Raw genomic sequence first — 17,677 nt, 5'->3', positions numbered from 1 at the left:
CTCGGGGTTTTCGTGCCTTTGCAGAGCACGACAGGGCACCTATATTTTCACTGTCGCGCAAAGCGAGCCATGAAATTGCACGCACACCAATGTCTGCAATGGGCGGCGCAACGCTTCATAGTGATTTGCGGCAGGTCGCCGCAAAATGATTCAGCCCTGGTTGACAACCACGAAGGAGATATATGTCCAAGTTTGATTCCCTCAATGGCGTTTCGCGCCGCAGCGCGCTGCAGATGGGCGCAGCCGGCGGCATGGCTGCCACCGGCCTCGGCGGCATGCACTGGGCAATGGCTGCAGACCAGCCTGCCATGGGCACCTGGCCCGACGGGTCCAAGGGCGACACCGTGTACATCGGTGCCGCCGTGCCGCTGACAGGTACCTATGCAGTGCAGGGCGCCGACGAGCTCAAGGGCATGGAGCTTGCCATTGAGCACATGAACACCAACCACGAGCTGATGAAGAAGCTCGCACCCAAAATCAACAACGGCGTGAACGGCAAGAAGGTGGGGCTGGTCTCCGCCGACTCCGCGGCCAAACCGAACCAGGCGCTGCAGGTAGAGCAGAACTTCATCGCCAAGAACAAGGTCATCGCGATGATTGGTTCGACCTCATCGGCGGTGGCCGTGGCGATGAACAAGTTTGCGCAGCAGCAGAAGATCATCTACATGGCCGGCATTTCGGGCTCCAACGACACCACCGGCAAGGACTGCGTGCGCTACGGCTTCCGCCAGGGTTTCTACGGTGAAATGGCCGCGCGCGCCATCGGTCCGGTGATGGTCAAGCAGTTCGGCAAGAACCGCAAGGCCGCGTTCATGACGCCGGACTACACCTACGGCCACACCACCACCGAATCGGTGAACAACTACCTGACCAAGGAAGCCGGCTGGAAAATGGTGACCAACCAGGTTTCACCCCTGGGAACGCAGGACTTCAGCCAGTACCTGACGAACATCGCCAACTCCGGCGCCGAGTTCCTGATCAACGTGAACTGGGGCCGCGATGCGGTGCTGTCATCGCAGCAGGCCAAGCAATTCGGCCTGATCCCGAAGATGACGCTGGTACTGCCCTACCAGATTCCGTTCATCGCCAAGGAAGCCGGCGTCGACATCACCCATGGCGTGCTGGCCGCAACCGACTTCTGGTGGACGTTGGAAGACAAATTCCCGCTGGCCAAGCTGTTCGTCGAGTCCTTCCACAAGAAGTACGGCTACCGTCCGGAATGGGGTGCAGAAAATGGCTATGTCAGCTTCGCGCACTGGGCGCGCATGGTGACGGAAGCCGGCAGCTTCTACCCCCCCGATGTGATCAAGCAGTGGGAAAAGGGCGAGACCATCCCGTCGCTGCTCGGTGACGTGCACTACCGCCCGCAAGACCACCAGTGCGTGCGCCCCGTCGTCATCGTCCGCGGCAAGGAAAAGAAGGACATGAAGAACGACGAGGATTTCTGGGAAGTCATCGAGTTGGTCGACGGCGCCGGAGTCATCCAGAAGCCGGATGAATTCGGCTGCAAGCTGGGTGATTACACCTGATCGGCAAGCAATGCACCGGGGCGCTCACCGCGGTGCATTCATGCCGGCTTCTTGACAAGCGCCCTTGCGTGATGCTGGTTTCACGCAAGGGCGCGCAGCATATTTGAATCCACGTTTTTCTAGACAACACCATGGCGGGGCAATGTGATTAACACGGCCAATTTCATCTCGCAGTTGTTCAACGGGCTGGTACTTGGGGCGCTGCTGGCGCTGATCTCGTCCGGCCTGACGATCATCTATGGCACGCTGGGCGTGCTCAATCTGGCGCACGGCGCCCTGTTCATGTTGGGCGGCTACGCCGGCTGGCTGGCGTTCGAGTATTCACACTCCTACATCCTCGCCGTGCTGGCGGGGGCGGTGTTCGTGATGATCGTCGGCGTCATCATGGAGCAGCTGATCATCAAGCGTTTCTATTCCAGGCCTGATGAAGACCAGTTGTTGGTCACCTTCGGTCTGAGCATCGTGTTCGCAGAAGTGATCCGCTATTTCTTCGGCAGCCTGTCCAAGAAGATTCCGCCACCCGAGATTTTTTCGGGCGCGTCGAACATGGGGTTCATGATCTACCCCAACTACCGGCTCGCTCTGCTGGGCATCATTGCCGTGGCACTGTTCGCGCTCTACTGGGTGCTCTACCGCACCCGCATCGGCATGATCGTGCGCGCCGGCATCGAGGATGCGGTAGCCGTCGACTCTCTGGGCATCAACGTCTACAAGGTTTTCACGCTGGTCTTCGGCATCGGTGCGATGGCGGCCGGCTTCTCGGGCATCGTCTACTCACCAGTGGTTGCGATGTCGCCCGACAGCGGCGACTCCATCCTGGTAATGACCTTCGTGGTGGTGGTGATCGGCGGTGTCGGCTCGTTTCCGGGCGCTGTTCTCGGCGGCCTGATAGCCGGAGAAATCCAAAGCCTTACCTCGATGATCAACCCCGCCTACTCCGAGATCATGCTGTTCGTGGCGATGACGCTCGTCCTGGTCTTCCGTCCGCGCGGGCTCATGGGCTCCATCGGCCGCACTTAAATCCCCGAGTTCCAGATGTCCAGAAAAATCCCATTTTTCACCGAGCTGGTGACGCTGCTCGTGTTGATTGCCATTCCTTTCGTCCTGCCACCGCTCGGCTTCACACCGGCGACGATCAACCGCATCATGATCTTCGGCCTGGTCGGCATAGGCTTTGACCTGTTGTTCGGCTACACCGGCCTGCTCTCCTTCGGTCAGTCGGCGTTCTTTGGCACAGGCGGCATGTTCGCCGCCTACCTGCTGACGCACACCTCGTTCACCAACGTGGTGCTCGCGCTCATCCTTGGCGCGCTGGTGGCGGCGGTAGCAGGCTATCTCGTCGGCATGATTGCCCTGCGGCGCACCGGCATTTACTTCGCGATGATCACGGTGGCGATTGCCCAGGTGTTCTTCTTCATGGAGTTCAACCCTCTGGCCGAGTACACCGGCGGCGAGAACGGCTTGCCTGGCGTGCCGCAGGCCAGCCTGGGCCTGGGTTTCACCACCCTGCATTTCGAGACCGAGCTGGAGCAATACGCCTTCTTCGCATTCTGGATGTTCGTCGGGCTGGTGATCGCGCTGCGCATCGTGCGTTCCCCTTTCGGCCTGGTGATGCGCGCCATTCGCGAGAACCCGGACCGTGCCACCGCCCTGGGCCACAACATCCACCGCTACAAGCTCGTTGTCTTCATCGTTGCCGCGGTATACGCCGGCTTTGGCGGCGGGCTGCTCGCCGTCATGCAGGGCTTCATGCCACCGGACGCTTTCATGTTCGCCACCTCCGGCGAAGTGGTGATGATGACCGCCATCGGCGGCGCCGGCACCCTGTTTGGCCCCATTCTCGGCTCTGCGACCTGGCTGCTGCTGAGTGACTTCTTCCAGATCACGCTGGATCTGGGCGCAAGCTGGAAGCTGGTGCTGGGCATCATTTTCGTGCTGCTGGTGGTCTTTCTGCGCCGCGGGCTCGCAGGCGCCTTCATCGACCTGTACCGCATGGCGTTCCGCCCCCAAAAGACCGCCACCGCACCGGAACCCGCAGTGCACGGCAAGGCCGCCGAAACGGCTGGTGCCTTGCACCTCAAGAGCACCCGCAACAAAAGCGGCCACATCATCGAGGTGAAGGGTCTGACCAAGCACTACGGGGGCATTGCCGCCAACAGTGACATCGACTTTGCGGTGAATTACGGCGAGATCCGCGGCATCATCGGCCCCAACGGCGCCGGCAAGAGCACCTTCTTCAAGATGCTCACCTGCGAGGTCAAGCCCACCGCCGGAACGATCAAGTTCGACGGGCGCGACATCACGCACATGGGCGTGGTCGAAGCCTGCCAGATCGGCCTGACCAAGAGCTACCAGATCAACCAGTTGTTCGAACGCCTGACCGTGCGCCAGAACCTGATGATTGCCGCGCTGGCCGAGATCCGCGGCACCTTCAAGCTCGACCTGCTCAAATCCTTGGGCAAGGTTCGCGGTCTCACCAACCAGGTCAACAGCACCGCCGCGCTGGTGCACCTTTCGCACCGGCTGGACGCCCCCGTGGCCGACCTCGCCTATGGCGAGAAACGCCGCCTCGAAGTCGGTCTTGCGCTGGCCACCTCACCTACCCTGCTGCTGCTTGACGAGCCACTCGCCGGCATGAGCGCCGAGGAACGCGTGGAAACCGTGGCGCTGCTCAAATCGATCGCCAAGGGGCGCACGCTGGTCATCATCGACCACGACATGGATTCGCTGTTCGAACTGGTCGAACGCGTCACCGTGCTGCAGGAAGGCCGCCTGCTGGTGGAAGGCACGCCCGACGAAATCAAGAACAACGCCCAGGTGCAGGAAGCCTACCTCGGCGGCGTACATGGAGAGACGCAATGAGCCTGCTGGAAGTCAGTGGAGTCAACAGCTTTTACGGTGACAGCCACATCCTCTTCGATGTCGGCATGCGCGTCGAAAAGAACGAGGTGGTCGCCCTGCTGGGTCGCAACGGGGCCGGCAAATCGACCACCTTCAAAAGCCTTGCCGGCGTGGTCAAACCCCGCAAGGGCAGCATCAAGCTCGATGGCGTCGAACTCGCAGGCAAGAAGGCCCACGAGATCGCCATGCAGGGCCTGCAACTGGTGCACGAAGAGCGGCGCATCTTCGGCAGCCTGAACGTCGAGGAGAACATCATCCTCGCCGGACTGACCGCATCCAACAAGTGGCCGCTGGAACGCATCTACGCGATGTTCCCGCGCCTGAAGGAGCGCAAGACCAGCCGCGGCACCGATCTCTCGGGCGGCGAGCAGCAGATGCTGGCCATCGCCCGGGCACTGGTGCGCGATCCGAAGATCATCCTGCTGGACGAACCGTTTGAAGGGCTTGCGCCCGTCATCGTCCAGGATCTGATCCGCGTCTGCCGCGATCTGGCCAAGGCTGGGCAGACCATCGTGCTGATCGAGCAAAACCTGGCGGCCGCGCTCTCGCTCGCAACCCGGGCCTACATCCTGAACAACGGTCAGATCGTGCACGAGAGCTCGACCGCAGAGCTCAAGAAACAACCTGAGGTCATCCAGCGCTATCTGGGCGTCTGACGCGCGCGAGGCCTGTACACGCCTGCAGGAGACCGACTCCTGCAGGCGTCCTTTTTGGGCCTTCCCGTTCAGGAGGAAGCGGCACGCCTCATGGTGCCGGACTGCAGCAGTTTGTCCACCATGCGCGCCGTCATGCTTTGTGTACTGCCATCGGCCTGCGTGAAGAGAAACAGCGTCTGGCGCGGGCTGCACCAGGTCAATTGGGTGCGCGACATGCCATGCGCACCATCAATCTCAACCCAATCGCCCAGTTGCAGAGAGGCATTTCCCTGATCTGAGGCGGTCGGTGCAATCGCTTGCCCCACCGGCTCGGCGCGGGACAAATCCGCTGGCTGCAACGCGGCTCGCGCTGCAGCCTCTGCGCGCACGGCCATGGGCTCGGCGTCCAGTGACCACAAGGCACGCTCGAACATGTCGACCGTCGGCACGCCTTCGCTCGTCAGGCTGGCTACGACGCCCTCCACCGAATGCGCAAACTGGCTGCGCCACCGCGCACTGGTTGCAGCGCCCTCCAACCCCTTGACCGTCAGGCGATCCAGCAGCCGGCGGGCAGGATGGGCTGCGTCAAGGAAAAAACGGGTATCCCCCTGAGCCAATTGTCGCAAAATCGGCTCCAGCCGAATGACGGCATGGCGCACCACAGGCATCAGGCGCTCGTCGCGCACGATCGTTTCCACCATCTGCGACAACACATCGCGGACCAGATCGGGCTGCGCCACAGGCCTCCTGCTACCCATTGCCGCAGCAGCACCGTCACGGCCTGTCGGCGCTGCTGCCGCTGTGTCCGCATACCCGGTGAGATCGTCCGCGCGCGTGATGCCTGCGGGTCGCACAGTGTCCCAAAGCGAAGACTCCAGGCTTGGCAACATCCCCAGTTCCGAAGGTGCCAGGAATGCACTCGAAGCATCCCCATACCCCGTGGTCACGCCCAAGTCGCCCTGCCGGCTGCGCACCGTGGGCATGTAGTGCACCGGCCTGATCCCCTGCCCGCGCAGCTCATCAGAAATTCGCCGGTATTCGCGGGAAAGCAGCGCACCCAAGCGCTCCGACATGCGCAGCAACCACTGGCGGCGAACTTGATCAGGCACGCCCGCACCCGCCACCACACCGTACAACGCACGAACGTAATTGCCAGGGCGCAAGGGATTGCGCTCCGGTTGTGCTCGGTCAAAACCCTGTACCGAACCCATCAGGCCGTCAAGCTCCGTCAACGCCGGTGCCGCTTCGCGCGCAACCTGCTGGCGTGTCCTGACCATCTCCACCCGTGCACGCGCCTCACCGGGTTCTACACGGCTCGGCCTGGTCTCGGCACTGGTACGCCCTTGCGCCGTCGCCGCGCCCTGGGCCACGAGCTCCAGCAAGGCCATCGGGTATTCGGCAACCAGTTTGCTGCCACTGCCGGCCAGTGCCGTCAATGCCGCGGCACTGGCCTGTGCGTCCTCTCCCGGTGCTTCACCCCAGTGTTCACGTACCTGACGCACCAAATCCGTCATCAGCGCAGCACTGCGTTTGACGGCATTGACGATGCAGGCGCGATAGATGGCCGCCGAATCCGAGGGTGAAACCGACATGGCAGATCGCTGCGACAGGCTGAAAAAACGACAAACCCTTATTTGAGCGCCTTGTAGCGTACCCGCTTTGGCGCAGCACCTTCTTCGCCCAGTCGTTTTTTCTTGTCGGCTTCGTACTCCTGATAGTTGCCATCAAAGAACACCCACTGTGAATCACCCTCGGCCGCCAGAATGTGCGTGGCGATGCGATCGAGGAACCAGCGATCGTGGCTGATGACGAGCACAGTGCCGGCGTACTCCAGCAAGGCATCCTCCAGTGCGCGCAGGGTTTCCACATCGAGGTCGTTCGAGGGCTCGTCCAGCAACAGCACGTTGCCACCCTTGATCAGGGTTTTGGCCAGGTGCAGGCGCCCGCGCTCGCCGCCGGAGAGTTTGCCCACCAGCTTCTGCTGATCCTGCCCATTGAAGTTGAAACGCCCGCAATAGGCACGGCTGGCCATCTGGAATTTGCCGACGTTGATGATGTCCAGCCCGCCCGAGATGTCTTCCCACACCGTTTTTTCATCGGACAACGCATCGCGGGACTGATCCACATAGGCCATCTGCACGGTCTGACCCACGATGACCTGACCACTGTCCGGCTGCTCCCTGCCGGCAATCATCTTGAACAAGGTCGATTTGCCCGCGCCATTGGGGCCGATGATGCCGACGATCGCGCCCGCGGGAATCGTCATGCTCAGGTTGTCGATCAACACGCGGTCGCCAAAGCTCTTGGTGACGCCGTGGAACTCGATCACCTGCGTGCCCAGGCGTTCGGCAACCGGGATGAAAATTTCCTGCGTCTCGTTGCGGCGCTGGTATTCGTAGTCGGAAAGTTCCTCAAAGCGGGCAATACGTGCCTTGGATTTCGCCTGGCGGCCCTTGGCGTTCTGGCGCACCCACTCCAGCTCCTTCTTCAGCGCCTTGGCACGCGCCTCCTCGCCCTTTTGCTCCGACTCCAGGCGTGCCTGCTTCTGCAGCAGCCACTCGGTGTAGTTGCCCTTGTAGGGAATGCCGTGGCCGCGGTCGAGTTCCAGAATCCATTCGGCAGCGTTGTCCAGAAAATAGCGGTCGTGGGTAATCGCCACCACGGTGCCGGGAAAGCGGTGCAGGAACTGCTCCAGCCATTCGACAGACTCAGCGTCCAAGTGGTTGGTGGGTTCATCCAGCAACAACATGTCGGGCTTGGACAGCAGCAGCTGGCACAGCGCCACGCGGCGCTTCTCGCCACCCGAGAGCTGGCCGATCACCGCCTCCCAGGGCGGCAGGCGCAGCGCGTCGGCGGCAATTTCCAACTGGTGCTCGCTGTCGGTGCCGGCAGCGGCGATGATGGCCTCCAGCTTGCCCTGCTCGGCGGCCAGGGCGTCAAAGTCGGCGTCTTCCTCGGCGTAGGCGGCGTAGACCTCCTCCAGCCGCGCGCGGGCGTGATTCACCTCGGCCATGGCCTCTTCCACGGCCTGGCGCACCGTGTGCTCGGGGTTGAGCTGGGGCTCCTGCGGCAGGTAGCCTATCGACAGGCCGGGCATGGGAATGGCCTCGCCCTCGATCTCCTTGTCGATGCCGGCCATGATCTTGAGCAGCGAAGACTTGCCCGAGCCGTTCAGGCCCAGCACGCCGATCTTGGCGCCGGGAAAAAAGGACAGCGATATGTCCTTCAGAATCTGCCGCTTGGGTGGCACCGTCTTGGTCACGCGGTTCATCGAAAAAACATACTGGGCCATGGTTTCCTTCTTGAGATGCGGTCCGAATACAACAACATGCACGCGCATGCATGCAGCGATTATCCTTGCATGCGACAATAGTCGGCTGTCGGGCGCTCCAGAACGTCGGCAGCCGCGCCTTGAATACCTGGCGCACAGGCCATGCGGCATGGCCTGCACTTTCGCAACCATCAGCCCTGTTGTACTGGACCGCCGGCCCCAACCCGGCGGCATCAGGCTGATACCCGCGCCCAGGATGGGTGCAAACCACATACATGACCTTTGAAGAACTGAACCTGGCGCCAGCATTGCTGCGCGCCGTGCAAGAGCTGGGCTACGACGCCCCCACCCCCATCCAGGCACAGGCGATCCCCGCCGTGCTGCAAGGCCACGACCTGCTTGCGGGCGCCCAGACAGGCACCGGCAAGACGGCGGCCTTCGCGCTCCCCTTGCTGCACCGCCTCGCACAGCTCGATCGCGGCACGGAAAAGCGAGCGCCCATCCGCGCACTGATCCTCACGCCCACGCGAGAACTCGCGGCACAGATCGAAGAAGCCATCCGCGCCTACGCCAAGTACCTGGACATCCGCTCCACCGTGATCTTCGGCGGCGTTGGCATGAACCCCCAGGTCGAGCGCATTCGCCGCGGCGTGGACATCCTCGTGGCCACGCCTGGCCGTCTGCTCGATCTGCAGCAGCAAGGCTTGCTGGCGCTGTCGGAAGTGCAGACCCTGGTGCTCGACGAAGCCGACCGCATGCTGGACATGGGCTTCATCCACGACGTGAAAAAAATCCTCGCCCTGCTGCCGCGTGACAAGCAAAGCCTGCTGTTTTCGGCGACTTTCAGCGACGAGATCCGCGAGCTGGCCAATGGCCTACTCAAAAACCCCCAGAGCATCCAGGTGACGCCGCGCAACACCACGGTGCAGCGCATCAGCCAGGTCATCCACCCCGTGGGCCGCGCCAAGAAAAAACAGGTACTGCTGCACATCATCCAGCAGCACGATTGGAGCCAGGTGCTGGTGTTCACGCGCACCAAGTTCGGTGCCAACAACGTAGCCGAATTTTTGGCAAAGAATGGCGTGAGTGCCATGGCGCTGCATGGCAACAAGAGCCAGAGCGCCCGAACTCAGGCATTGGAAGGCTTCAAAACGGGCCAGGTACGTGCGCTGGTAGCTACGGATATTGCAGCGCGCGGGATTGACATCGATGACCTGCCGCACGTCGTCAACTACGAAATCCCGAACGTGCCGGAAGACTACGTGCACCGCATCGGCCGCACTGGCCGCGCCGGACGCGAAGGCCACGCCGTCAGCCTCGTCTGCATGGATGAGGAAGGCTTCATGATGGAGATCGAGCGCTTCACGCGCCAGGAAATTCCAGTTCAGATGATCGACGGCTTCGGCCCCGACGAAGGCGAGCAGGCCGAACCCATCGCCATGGGTCGCCAGACGCTTTGGGGCGGCGCCGGCAAACCGCCGAGTCGCGACGTGATGCAGGCCGCGGCCAAAGCTGCGCGTTCGGAAATGATGGATCGCATGCGCGCCAGCAGGGCCGCACGCGCAACGCCGCGCTCTGGCGACCAGCAGCGAACGGGTAAAGCGCAACATGCGCGCAGCGAAGGTGGCAACACCCAGCACCAGGAACGGCGGCGCCCCGAGCACCACGGTCAACGCCGTGACGACAGCCAGCCCCGGGGCGAGAACGCCCATCTGGGCACGCGCCTGGGCCGCATGGGCATGGACCAGCCGCGTGGTGCGCGCGAGCACGGCGGCCAGCCCGACCCGATGCGCACCAGCGTGGACATCATGGGGCAGCGCGGGCGCCGCGGCGGCGGTGGCGCAAACCGTTCCCGCGGTCCGCGTGGCGGCGCACCCAGGTACTGACGGCACCGGGGTGGGGCGGGCGCGCGTCTTTGTGGCAAGCTATCGCCACCCTCGCATTGCGCGCCCGCGCTGATGAACCACCCATGACATCGTTGCCTTGTCTCACCCCCGGCCAGCCGCCCCTGCGCATTCGCCAAGGATTTTCGCGAGCCGTTCCGCTGGCCATTGCGCTGATGCTGGGAGGCTGTAGCAGCACGCCGCTGCCGCCATGGCCGGCACCGGGCACCAAAGTCGCACCACCGAAGACCCAGGCGGTCGCACCACCGCCAGCCGGTGCCCAGGCGCCTGCGGACCAGGCCGTGGCAACCCCCGTCGTTCCGATAACGACCAGCACGGACACCGCGCCGATTGAATCGACCGCCGTTGCAGCCCACTTCTCCGAACCGCCCGTGCAATACGACACTCCGGGCCTGCGGCCCGGTCGCCGCGCCTTCAGCACCAATGCCGAAGTGTCCCAGTGGCTGGGAGATCTCGTACGGGCACCGCAGGGCGGCGTGAATGCCCGGCTGATGGATCTGGGCCTGTCGCAAGGAGGGGCCGCGATCCAGGCGCTTGCGTTGAGCACTGGGGCGCGCGGCGGCACACCCTCCGGTCAGTCCAACGGACGCCCCACGGTGTTGCTGGTCGGCCAGCAGCACGGCGATGAGCCGGCGAGTGGCGAAGCGTTGATGGTGATCGCCCGTGAACTCGCGCAAGGGTTGCTCGAGCCCATGCTGCAACGCATCAACGTCGTCATCGTCGTGCGCGCCAATCCCGACGGCGCCGCCAACGATGCCCATGCCACGGCCAATGGCACCGACCTCGACCGCGATCACCTCGATCTGCGCACCCCGGAAGCCCAGGCCCTGGCCAGGCTCATCAGTACCGTCCGCCCCAACGTCGTTGCCGACGTGCACGAGTACCCGGTGGTGGCAGCCCACGGCACCGAGGGCGACTGGCTGCCCGGCCAGGACGTGCTGGCGCAGTACGCCACCACACCCAACATCCCGGATTTCATTACCAAAGCCGCTCAGGAGTGGTACCTGCGCCCCATGCTCGAAGCCCTGGACGCCAGCCAGCTGACGCATGAATGGTTCTACCGACTTGAATCCACGGACAACGGCCTGAGCGCCGTCACCGGCGATGCGCGGCCCCAAACGCTGCGCAACCTGGGCGGATTGCAGAATGCCGTCAGCCTGGAGATCGCCAGCCGCGGCTCGAACCTGGGCGCGGCGCACATCCAGCGCCGGGTGCACAGCCTGGTGGTGGCGCTGAGCAGCGTGCTGCGCAGCACTGCCGAACGTGGCAAGGACCTGCTGCAGGTGCAGACCTTTGTCGCGCGCGACATCGCATCCAGGGCCTGCCAGGGTAGCGTGGCAGTCCAGGCCAGCCCCACCACCTCGCAGCGCGAACTGGCGCTGATGAATGCGCAGACTGGCGCGATCACCCCTCACAAGGTGAATTGGACCTCCACCGTGCAACTGCAGGCCGAGGTCAGTCGCCCCAGGCCCTGTGGTTACTGGCTGGCTGGCGACTCGGCCGCCGCGGAACCTTTGCGCATGCTCGGATTGCAGGTGATGCGCATTGCCGAAGCGGGATCGATATTGACCGAGACCTTCCCCGCCAATCCGGCCGGCGCACCGGCGCCGCAAGTCCTGCGCCAGACCGTGGACGCCCCTGCCGGCAGCTACTACGTCGGCCTGAACCAGTCCCTGGCGAACGTGGCGGCCGCCGCACTTGAGCCCGGCACCGGTTTTGGTTACCCGGGAACCGGGCGACTGGCCCCAGGCGCCAGCGCACGCGTGATCAACAACCCGTCGCTGGTCTTTGACGATACCGAATAGCCCGACATCCGGATGGCCCGAGTGCCACCGGGTGATTGGCCTGCATCATCATGTGGACCGGCATCCTTGTCTCCATCAGTGCATCGGTGCTGTTTGCCGCAATGTACTACCTGGCGCCCTGGCTCGCACCGCTGGATGGCGAGCAGATTTTTGGCTGGCGCGTGCTGTGCACCCTGCCATTCACCAGTCTGATCCTGCTGACGCGCAAGCAAGGGCCGCGCGTACGCACGATGGCCCGGCACGCGCTGCGCAATCCGGCCTGGGGCCTGGCGCTGTGTGCCAGCGCCGCGCTGCTGGGCGTGCAGCTGTGGCTGTTTCTCTGGGCGCCGCTGCAGGGGCGGGCGCTAGCCGTTTCCCTGGGCTACTTTCTGCTGCCCCTCGTGATGGTGATCGCCGGGCGCCTGCTGTTTGATGAACGCCTGTCGTTGCTGCAGTGCCTGGCCGTGCTGCTCGCCGCGCTGGGCGTGGCGCACGAAATTCTGCGCAGTGGCGCGCTGTCATGGGAAACTTGGCTGGTGGCCCTCGGCTATACGGTGTACTTCGTGCTGCGGCGCCAGTTGGGCACCGACCATCTGGCAGGCCACTGGGTCGACCTGGCGCTGCTGGCACCGCCAGCGCTCTGGTACATCCTGCGGGCACCGGCATCGACCAGCCTGTTTGCCGGCCACACGCACCTCTGGGGCATGGTGACAGCGCTTGGCGCCGTCAGTGCGGTGGCTCTGGCGCTGTACATGGCCGCAAGCCGCCTGTTGCCATTGGGGCTGTTCGGCCTGTTGAGCTATGTGGAGCCCATCTTGCTGGTGCTTGCCGCACTGCTGCTGGGAGAACGCATCAGCAGTGCGCAGTGGCCAACTTACATACCGATTTTTGCCGCCGTCAGCGTGCTGGTGCTCGATGGCGCGCTGCGCATGCGCGCACCCGCCAGTCACCGGTCAGCCTGAGCCCTACGCGCGTTCGCTGCGCGCATCGCGCCCCATCAAGGCGGCAACGGCCTGCTCAGGCCGCCACCGACCATCGAGCAGCGCCACCACCGCGCTGGTGATCGGCATGTCCACTTGCAGGCTGCGTGCGCGTGCCGCCACCGTGCGCGCACTGTAGACGCCCTCGGCGACATGGCCCAGCGACTGCAGCACCTGCGTCAGTGTTTGGCCTTGTGCCAGCAGCAGACCCACCTTGCGATTGCGCGAGAGGTCTCCCGTGGCCGTCAGCACCAGATCACCCAGTCCGGAAAGCCCCATGAAGGTTTCGGCACGCGCGCCCAGCGCCAGCCCCAGACGCGACATCTCCGCCAGGCCGCGCGTGATCAGCGCAGCGCGCGCATTGAGCCCCAACTGCAGCCCATCGCACAGGCCGGTGGCTATGGCCAGCACGTTCTTCACCGCGCCACCCACCTCCACGCCCACCAGGTCATCGTTGGCATAGACGCGCAAATGCTGTCCGTGCAGCGCCTGCACCAAGGCTTCGCGCACACTGGCGTGGCGGCTCGCGGCCACCAGCGCTGTCGGCTGCCCACGCGCGACCTCCAGGGCAAAGCTGGGACCGCTGAGTGCACCTGCCGCCAGTTCCGGAGCGACCTGCGCACAGACTTCGTGCGGCATGAGGCCGGTTTGCGCTTCCAGCCCCTTGCACAACCAGGCCACGGGTGCCACGGTGCCATGCAGGGTCTGCAACATGCCGCGCAGCGCTTGCATGGGCGTTGCCACCACCAGCAGATCGGCCTGCGCCGCGAGACCGGTGCATTCGCCGCCGACCACGCACAGCGCGGCCGGGAACGCCACGCCCGGCAGGTAGCGCCGGTTTTCGCGCTCGGCCTGCATGGCGCTGGCCTGCGCCGCGTCGCGCGCCCAAAGACAAACGCGATGCCCGCCGGGGTGGTTGGCGGCATGGATGGCGATCGCCGTACCCCACGCGCCCGCGCCGAACACTACGATATTAAGAGCTTTAGACGCTTGCTCCATCTGGGCCAGGCATCAAAATGCCGTTTATTGTTGCGTACCGTTGGCACCCTGCGCAGCCGCTGCCGACTGCTGTTGCTCGTACATCGCCTGAAAATTGATTTCCGCCAGATGCACCGGCGGAAAGCCTGCGCGCGTCACCACATCGGCGACATTGGCACGAGCGTACGGGTAAATGATCTGCGGGCAAACCACGCGCACCACGTTGTCCATCTGCTCCTGCGGTACGTTGCGGATTTCGAAGATGCCCGCCTGCTTGGCCTCGACGAGGAACACGGTTTTCTCGCCATGCTTGGCATGCACCGTCGCCGTCACCGTGACTTCATAGATCCCGTCGGCCACGGTTTCAGCGCCAACGCCAAGTTGGATGTCGACGCTGGGCTGCTGCTGCTCCAGCAGGATCGCGGGCGAATTGGGCTGCTCCAGCGACACGTCCTTGAGGTACATGCGCTGAATCTGGAATACGGGGGTTGCTTGTTCGTCGGCCATGGTGTCGGTCTTTGAGGGTGGTGAATACGAAAATGCCCGCCCGGGAGGTTCCCGCAGCGGGCAGGTCAAATCCGCATTATGCAGCGTGCATCGCCGCGAGCTCTCAGCCGTTCAGCAGCGGCACCAGGCCGCCTTCGGCATCCAGCGCCATGAGGTCGTCGCATCCGCCCACATGGTGGCTGCCAATGAAAATCTGAGGCACGGTGCGCCGCCCGGTGATCTCCATCATCTGCTGGCGCGCCTGCGGATCGGCATCGACGCGGATCTCGTCGATCGCCTGCACGCCGCGCTGCTGCAGCAGCTGCTTGGCGCGCACGCAATAGGGGCAGGTGGCGGTCGTGTACATCTTCACGGCTTGCATGGCATGGTTCCTTTCATTCGCGGCGCGGCGACACTGGGGCAGCCGCATTTGGGCTCACGCCTTTTCAACCGGCATGTTGGCCTCGCGCCAGGCATGCATGCCACCCGTCAGGGCCTGCGCCTTGTCGTACCCCAGCTGGCGCGCCATGCCCACGGCGCGGCGCGCGCGCATGCCGCGGGCACAAACCAGCACCAGCGGCACGCTCTTGTTCTTGACGGTCAGGGGCAGCTGCTCGCGAAATTTCGAGAGCGGGACGTTTTTCGCGCCACTGGCATGCCCTGCGGCGAACTCGGCGGCCTCGCAGACATCGATGACCACCGCTTTCTCGCGGTTGATGAGCTGCACGGCCTGCGTGGCGGACAAGCCGCCCGCACCGCCGCCAGATACCACCGGCCAGGCCAGCAAGCCGCCGGAAGCCAGGGCGAGGACGATCAGATACCAGTTTTCCAGAACGAAATTCACGGCGCGCCAGTTTTTTTGATGAAAAGACGTCGATTCTAAAATAGCCGGTTTGTTCAAGCACTGGAACACCGCATGCACAAGCTTGTCCTGATCCGCCACGGCGAATCCACCTGGAACCTGGAAAACCGATTCACCGGCTGGACCGACGTGCCACTCACGGCCACCGGCATTGGCCAGGCGCAGAGTGCCGGGCGCCTGCTCAAGGCCGAGGGCTATGAGTTCGACCTGGCCTGCACCAGCGTGCTCGCCCGGGCTACGCACACGCTGTGGCACTGTCTCGATGCCATGCAGCGCACCTGGCTGCCGGTGATGCACAGCTGGCGCCTGAACGAGCGCCACTATGGCGCGCTGCAGGGTCTGAACAAGGCGGAGACGGCCCAACAGTATGGCGACGAACAGGTGCATATCTGGCGGCGCAGCTACGACGTGCCGCCGCCCGCGCTCGAGCCGACCGATCCGCGTTGCGAACGCGGCGATCTGCGCTACGCCAATCTGGCGGCAGACCAGGTGCCGCTGACCGAATGCCTCAAAGACACGGTGGCGCGCGTGCTGCCCTACTGGCAGGGCACGATCGCCCCGGCCATCCGCGGCGGGCAGCGGGTGCTGATCGCGGCGCACGGCAATTCGATCCGCGCACTGGTGAAATATCTGGACGGCATTTCCGATGCGGACATCGTGGGTCTGAACATCCCCAATGGCATACCACTGATCTACGAGCTCGACGCCGAACTCAAGCCGCTGCGCCACTACTACCTTGGTGATGCCGACGCGGCCGCGCAGGCTGCGGCTGCCGTGGCCAATCAAGGCAAGGCCTGACGCGGGAACCGGCGCTGAACCCGCCCCTCCAAGGTGTATATTGCCGCGACGCGACAAAGGTGGTTTATGGGGCAGAGACTCAAGATTGCAGGATGGATTTCGGTTGGCGTGCTGGCCGGCGCGCTGACGACCGTGTCACTGCAGACGGTGGCGCGCGGCTCCATGGCGCCACTCCCGCTCGAGGAACTGCAGCAGCTGGCTGCCGTGTTCGGACTCATCAAGACCGATTACGTCGAGCCGGTGAACGACAAGAAGCTCATCACCGATGCCATCTCCGGCATGGTGGCGGGGTTGGATCCGCATTCGCAATACTTTGACAAGAAGTCGTTCAAGGAATTTCGCGAAGGCACGTCCGGGCGCTTTGTCGGCGTCGGCATAGAGATCACGCAGGAGGACGGCCTGATCAAGGTGGTCTCGCCCATCGAAGGCTCGCCGGCGGATCGGGCAGGCCTGAAAACCGGCGACCTGATCACCCGCATCGGCGACGAGGCGGTGCGCGGGCTGCCACTCAACGATGCGGTCAAGCGCATTCGCGGCGAGCCCGGTACCAAGGTCACGCTGACGGTCTTTCGCAAGGATGAGAGCCGGTCCTTTCCGGTGACGATCACGCGCGAGGAAATCAAGACGCAATCGGTCAAGGCCAAGATGGTCGAGCCGGGCTACGCGTGGATCCGCATTTCGCAATTCCAGGATCGCACGCTCGATGATTTCGTGCGCAAGGCCGAGGACCTCTACCAGAAGGATCCGAACATCAAGGGCCTGGTGCTCGATCTGCGCAACGACCCCGGCGGCCTGCTGGATGCCGCGATCGGCATTTCCGCCGCCTTCCTGCCCGAAGGCGCGACGGTGGTGAGCACCGATGGGCAACTGGCCGAAAGCAAGGCGATCTTCACCGCTTCGCCCGCCAACTACGTGCGCCGCGGCAACGGCGACCCGCTCAAGCGCCTGCCGGAAGTCTTTCGCAAGGTGCCGATGGTGGTGCTGGTCAACGAAGGCTCTGCATCGGCCAGCGAGATCGTCGCCGGCGCGCTGCAGGACAACCACCGCGCGACCATCATGGGCAACCAGACCTTTGGCAAGGGCTCGGTGCAGACGGTGCGCCCGCTGGGGCCCGATACCGGCATCAAGCTGACCACCGCACGCTACTTCACCCCCAGTGGCAAATCCATCCAGGCGCGCGGCATCGTGCCCGACGTGATGGTCGATGAAACGGCCGAGGGCGACGTCTTTGCCGCCCTGCGCCTGCGCGAATCCGACCTGGCCAAGCACCTGGACAACACCCAGGGTGGCGAAGCCGCGGCAGACAAGGCGCTGGAGAAGGCCCGTGAAGAAGCACGCAAAAAGCTGGAGGAAGAAGCGAAGACGGCGAAAACCGAGCACAAGCTGCCCGAATTCGGCTCCGACAAGGATTTCCCGCTGATGCAGGCGCTCAACCAGCTCAAGGGCCAGCCGGTGCAGGTCAGCAAGACGCTGACCGAACGCAAGGAAGCCAAGAAGGACGATTGAACGCCATCAAGGCGCCACCCCAAGGCCGGCCTGTCCGGCCTTT

15 protein-coding genes are annotated in these 17,677 nt (G+C 64.0%); 9 read left to right on the top strand and 6 right to left on the bottom strand.

Annotated features, from left to right (window positions below):
* The first annotated feature begins 182 nt into the window (after positions 1 to 182).
* From ABS45_RS00965 to ABS45_RS00950, 4 genes are all read left to right on the top strand, one after another.
* Complete coding sequence (locus ABS45_RS00965; RefSeq protein WP_291551915.1) at positions 183 to 1,529, top strand: substrate-binding protein; 1,347 nt, start codon at positions 183 to 185, stop codon at positions 1,527 to 1,529.
* A gap of 144 nt (positions 1,530 to 1,673) precedes the next feature.
* Positions 1,674 to 2,549 carry a branched-chain amino acid ABC transporter permease gene (locus ABS45_RS00960; RefSeq protein ID WP_291551911.1) on the top strand — a complete coding sequence of 292 codons (876 nt, stop codon included), beginning with the start codon at positions 1,674 to 1,676 and terminating at the stop codon, positions 2,547 to 2,549.
* Between the two features lie 15 nt (positions 2,550 to 2,564).
* Positions 2,565 to 4,391 carry a branched-chain amino acid ABC transporter ATP-binding protein/permease gene (locus ABS45_RS00955; protein ID WP_291551909.1) on the top strand — a complete coding sequence of 609 codons (1,827 nt, stop codon included), beginning with the start codon at positions 2,565 to 2,567 and terminating at the stop codon, positions 4,389 to 4,391.
* Positions 4,388 to 5,086 carry an ABC transporter ATP-binding protein gene (locus ABS45_RS00950; protein WP_291551907.1) on the top strand — a complete coding sequence of 233 codons (699 nt, stop codon included), beginning with the start codon at positions 4,388 to 4,390 and terminating at the stop codon, positions 5,084 to 5,086. Before ABS45_RS00955 ends, ABS45_RS00950 begins: the two co-directional genes overlap by 4 nt.
* 68 nt (positions 5,087 to 5,154) lie before the next feature.
* Here ABS45_RS00950 and ABS45_RS00945 read toward each other — a convergent pair whose 3' ends face one another.
* The gene (locus ABS45_RS00945) at positions 5,155 to 6,657 is read right to left on the bottom strand and encodes a DUF1631 family protein (protein WP_291551904.1); all 1,503 of its coding nucleotides are present in this window, start codon (positions 6,655 to 6,657) and stop codon (positions 5,155 to 5,157) included.
* A gap of 38 nt (positions 6,658 to 6,695) precedes the next feature.
* Positions 6,696 to 8,357, bottom strand: a complete 1,662-nt coding sequence (gene ettA / locus ABS45_RS00940) for an energy-dependent translational throttle protein EttA (protein WP_291551902.1) — start codon at positions 8,355 to 8,357, stop codon at positions 6,696 to 6,698.
* A 254-nt stretch (positions 8,358 to 8,611) separates the two neighbouring features.
* On the opposite strand from ettA, the gene ABS45_RS00935 reads away from it, so the two are divergent.
* The 3 genes from ABS45_RS00935 to rarD all read left to right on the top strand — a co-directional run bounded on the left by ABS45_RS00935 (position 8,612) and on the right by rarD (position 12,986).
* Positions 8,612 to 10,222, top strand: a complete 1,611-nt coding sequence (locus tag ABS45_RS00935) for a DEAD/DEAH box helicase (protein WP_291551899.1) — start codon at positions 8,612 to 8,614, stop codon at positions 10,220 to 10,222.
* Positions 10,223 to 10,395: 173 nt separating this feature from the next.
* Positions 10,396 to 12,045 (top strand): M14 family metallocarboxypeptidase, encoded by a 1,650-nt coding sequence (locus tag ABS45_RS00930; protein ID WP_291551897.1) that lies wholly within the window; start codon positions 10,396 to 10,398, stop codon positions 12,043 to 12,045.
* 50 nt (positions 12,046 to 12,095) lie between these two features.
* Positions 12,096 to 12,986 (top strand): EamA family transporter RarD, encoded by an 891-nt coding sequence (gene rarD / locus ABS45_RS00925; RefSeq protein ID WP_291551894.1) that lies wholly within the window; start codon positions 12,096 to 12,098, stop codon positions 12,984 to 12,986.
* Positions 12,987 to 12,989: 3 nt separating this feature from the next.
* Here rarD and ABS45_RS00920 read toward each other — a convergent pair whose 3' ends face one another.
* From ABS45_RS00920 to ABS45_RS00905, 4 genes are all read right to left on the bottom strand, one after another.
* A complete protein-coding gene (locus tag ABS45_RS00920) occupies positions 12,990 to 14,003 on the bottom strand; it encodes an NAD(P)H-dependent glycerol-3-phosphate dehydrogenase (protein WP_291551892.1) in 1,014 nt (337 codons plus the stop codon).
* Positions 14,004 to 14,027: 24 nt separating this feature from the next.
* A complete protein-coding gene (gene secB, locus ABS45_RS00915) occupies positions 14,028 to 14,489 on the bottom strand; it encodes a protein-export chaperone SecB (protein ID WP_291551889.1) in 462 nt (153 codons plus the stop codon).
* Positions 14,490 to 14,592: 103 nt separating this feature from the next.
* On the bottom strand, positions 14,593 to 14,850 hold the full coding sequence (grxC, locus tag ABS45_RS00910; RefSeq protein ID WP_291551887.1) for a glutaredoxin 3: 258 nt from the start codon (positions 14,848 to 14,850) through the stop codon (positions 14,593 to 14,595).
* A 54-nt stretch (positions 14,851 to 14,904) separates the two neighbouring features.
* Positions 14,905 to 15,312 (bottom strand): rhodanese-like domain-containing protein, encoded by a 408-nt coding sequence (locus ABS45_RS00905; RefSeq protein WP_291551885.1) that lies wholly within the window; start codon positions 15,310 to 15,312, stop codon positions 14,905 to 14,907.
* Positions 15,313 to 15,384: 72 nt separating this feature from the next.
* Here ABS45_RS00905 and gpmA point away from each other — a divergent pair, with 72 nt between their 5' ends.
* Positions 15,385 to 16,128 carry a 2,3-diphosphoglycerate-dependent phosphoglycerate mutase gene (gpmA, locus tag ABS45_RS00900; protein ID WP_291551882.1) on the top strand — a complete coding sequence of 248 codons (744 nt, stop codon included), beginning with the start codon at positions 15,385 to 15,387 and terminating at the stop codon, positions 16,126 to 16,128.
* Between the two features lie 66 nt (positions 16,129 to 16,194).
* Positions 16,195 to 17,634 (top strand): S41 family peptidase, encoded by a 1,440-nt coding sequence (locus ABS45_RS00895; RefSeq protein ID WP_291551879.1) that lies wholly within the window; start codon positions 16,195 to 16,197, stop codon positions 17,632 to 17,634.
* Positions 17,635 to 17,677: the final 43 nt, after the last annotated feature.

The organism is Comamonas sp. SCN 65-56 (assembly GCF_001724135.1).
Lineage (GTDB): Bacteria > Pseudomonadota > Gammaproteobacteria > Burkholderiales > Burkholderiaceae_C > Comamonas_C.
The sequence above is the reverse complement of the archived record's forward strand: the minus strand, read 5'-3'. Positions and strand labels throughout refer to the sequence as shown.

Bases quoted from the DNA above. Each gene is read 5' to 3' on its own strand.
- ABS45_RS00945 (WP_291551904.1), bottom strand. From the start codon at position 6,657: ATGTCGGTTTCACCCTCGGATTCGGCGGCCATCTATCGCGCCTGCATC.
- ABS45_RS00920 (WP_291551892.1), bottom strand. From the start codon at position 14,003: ATGGAGCAAGCGTCTAAAGCTCTTAATATCGTAGTGTTCGGCGCGGGC.
- secB (WP_291551889.1), bottom strand. From the start codon at position 14,489: ATGGCCGACGAACAAGCAACCCCCGTATTCCAGATTCAGCGCATGTAC.
- ABS45_RS00895 (WP_291551879.1), top strand. From the start codon at position 16,195: ATGGGGCAGAGACTCAAGATTGCAGGATGGATTTCGGTTGGCGTGCTG.
- ABS45_RS00935 (WP_291551899.1), top strand. From the start codon at position 8,612: ATGACCTTTGAAGAACTGAACCTGGCGCCAGCATTGCTGCGCGCCGTG.
- ABS45_RS00930 (WP_291551897.1), top strand. From the start codon at position 10,396: ATGCTGGGAGGCTGTAGCAGCACGCCGCTGCCGCCATGGCCGGCACCG.
- rarD (WP_291551894.1), top strand. From the start codon at position 12,096: ATGTGGACCGGCATCCTTGTCTCCATCAGTGCATCGGTGCTGTTTGCC.
- ABS45_RS00955 (WP_291551909.1), top strand. From the start codon at position 2,565: ATGTCCAGAAAAATCCCATTTTTCACCGAGCTGGTGACGCTGCTCGTG.
- ettA (WP_291551902.1), bottom strand. From the start codon at position 8,357: ATGGCCCAGTATGTTTTTTCGATGAACCGCGTGACCAAGACGGTGCCA.
- ABS45_RS00950 (WP_291551907.1), top strand. From the start codon at position 4,388: ATGAGCCTGCTGGAAGTCAGTGGAGTCAACAGCTTTTACGGTGACAGC.
- grxC (WP_291551887.1), bottom strand. From the start codon at position 14,850: ATGCAAGCCGTGAAGATGTACACGACCGCCACCTGCCCCTATTGCGTG.
- ABS45_RS00965 (WP_291551915.1), top strand. From the start codon at position 183: ATGTCCAAGTTTGATTCCCTCAATGGCGTTTCGCGCCGCAGCGCGCTG.
- gpmA (WP_291551882.1), top strand. From the start codon at position 15,385: ATGCACAAGCTTGTCCTGATCCGCCACGGCGAATCCACCTGGAACCTG.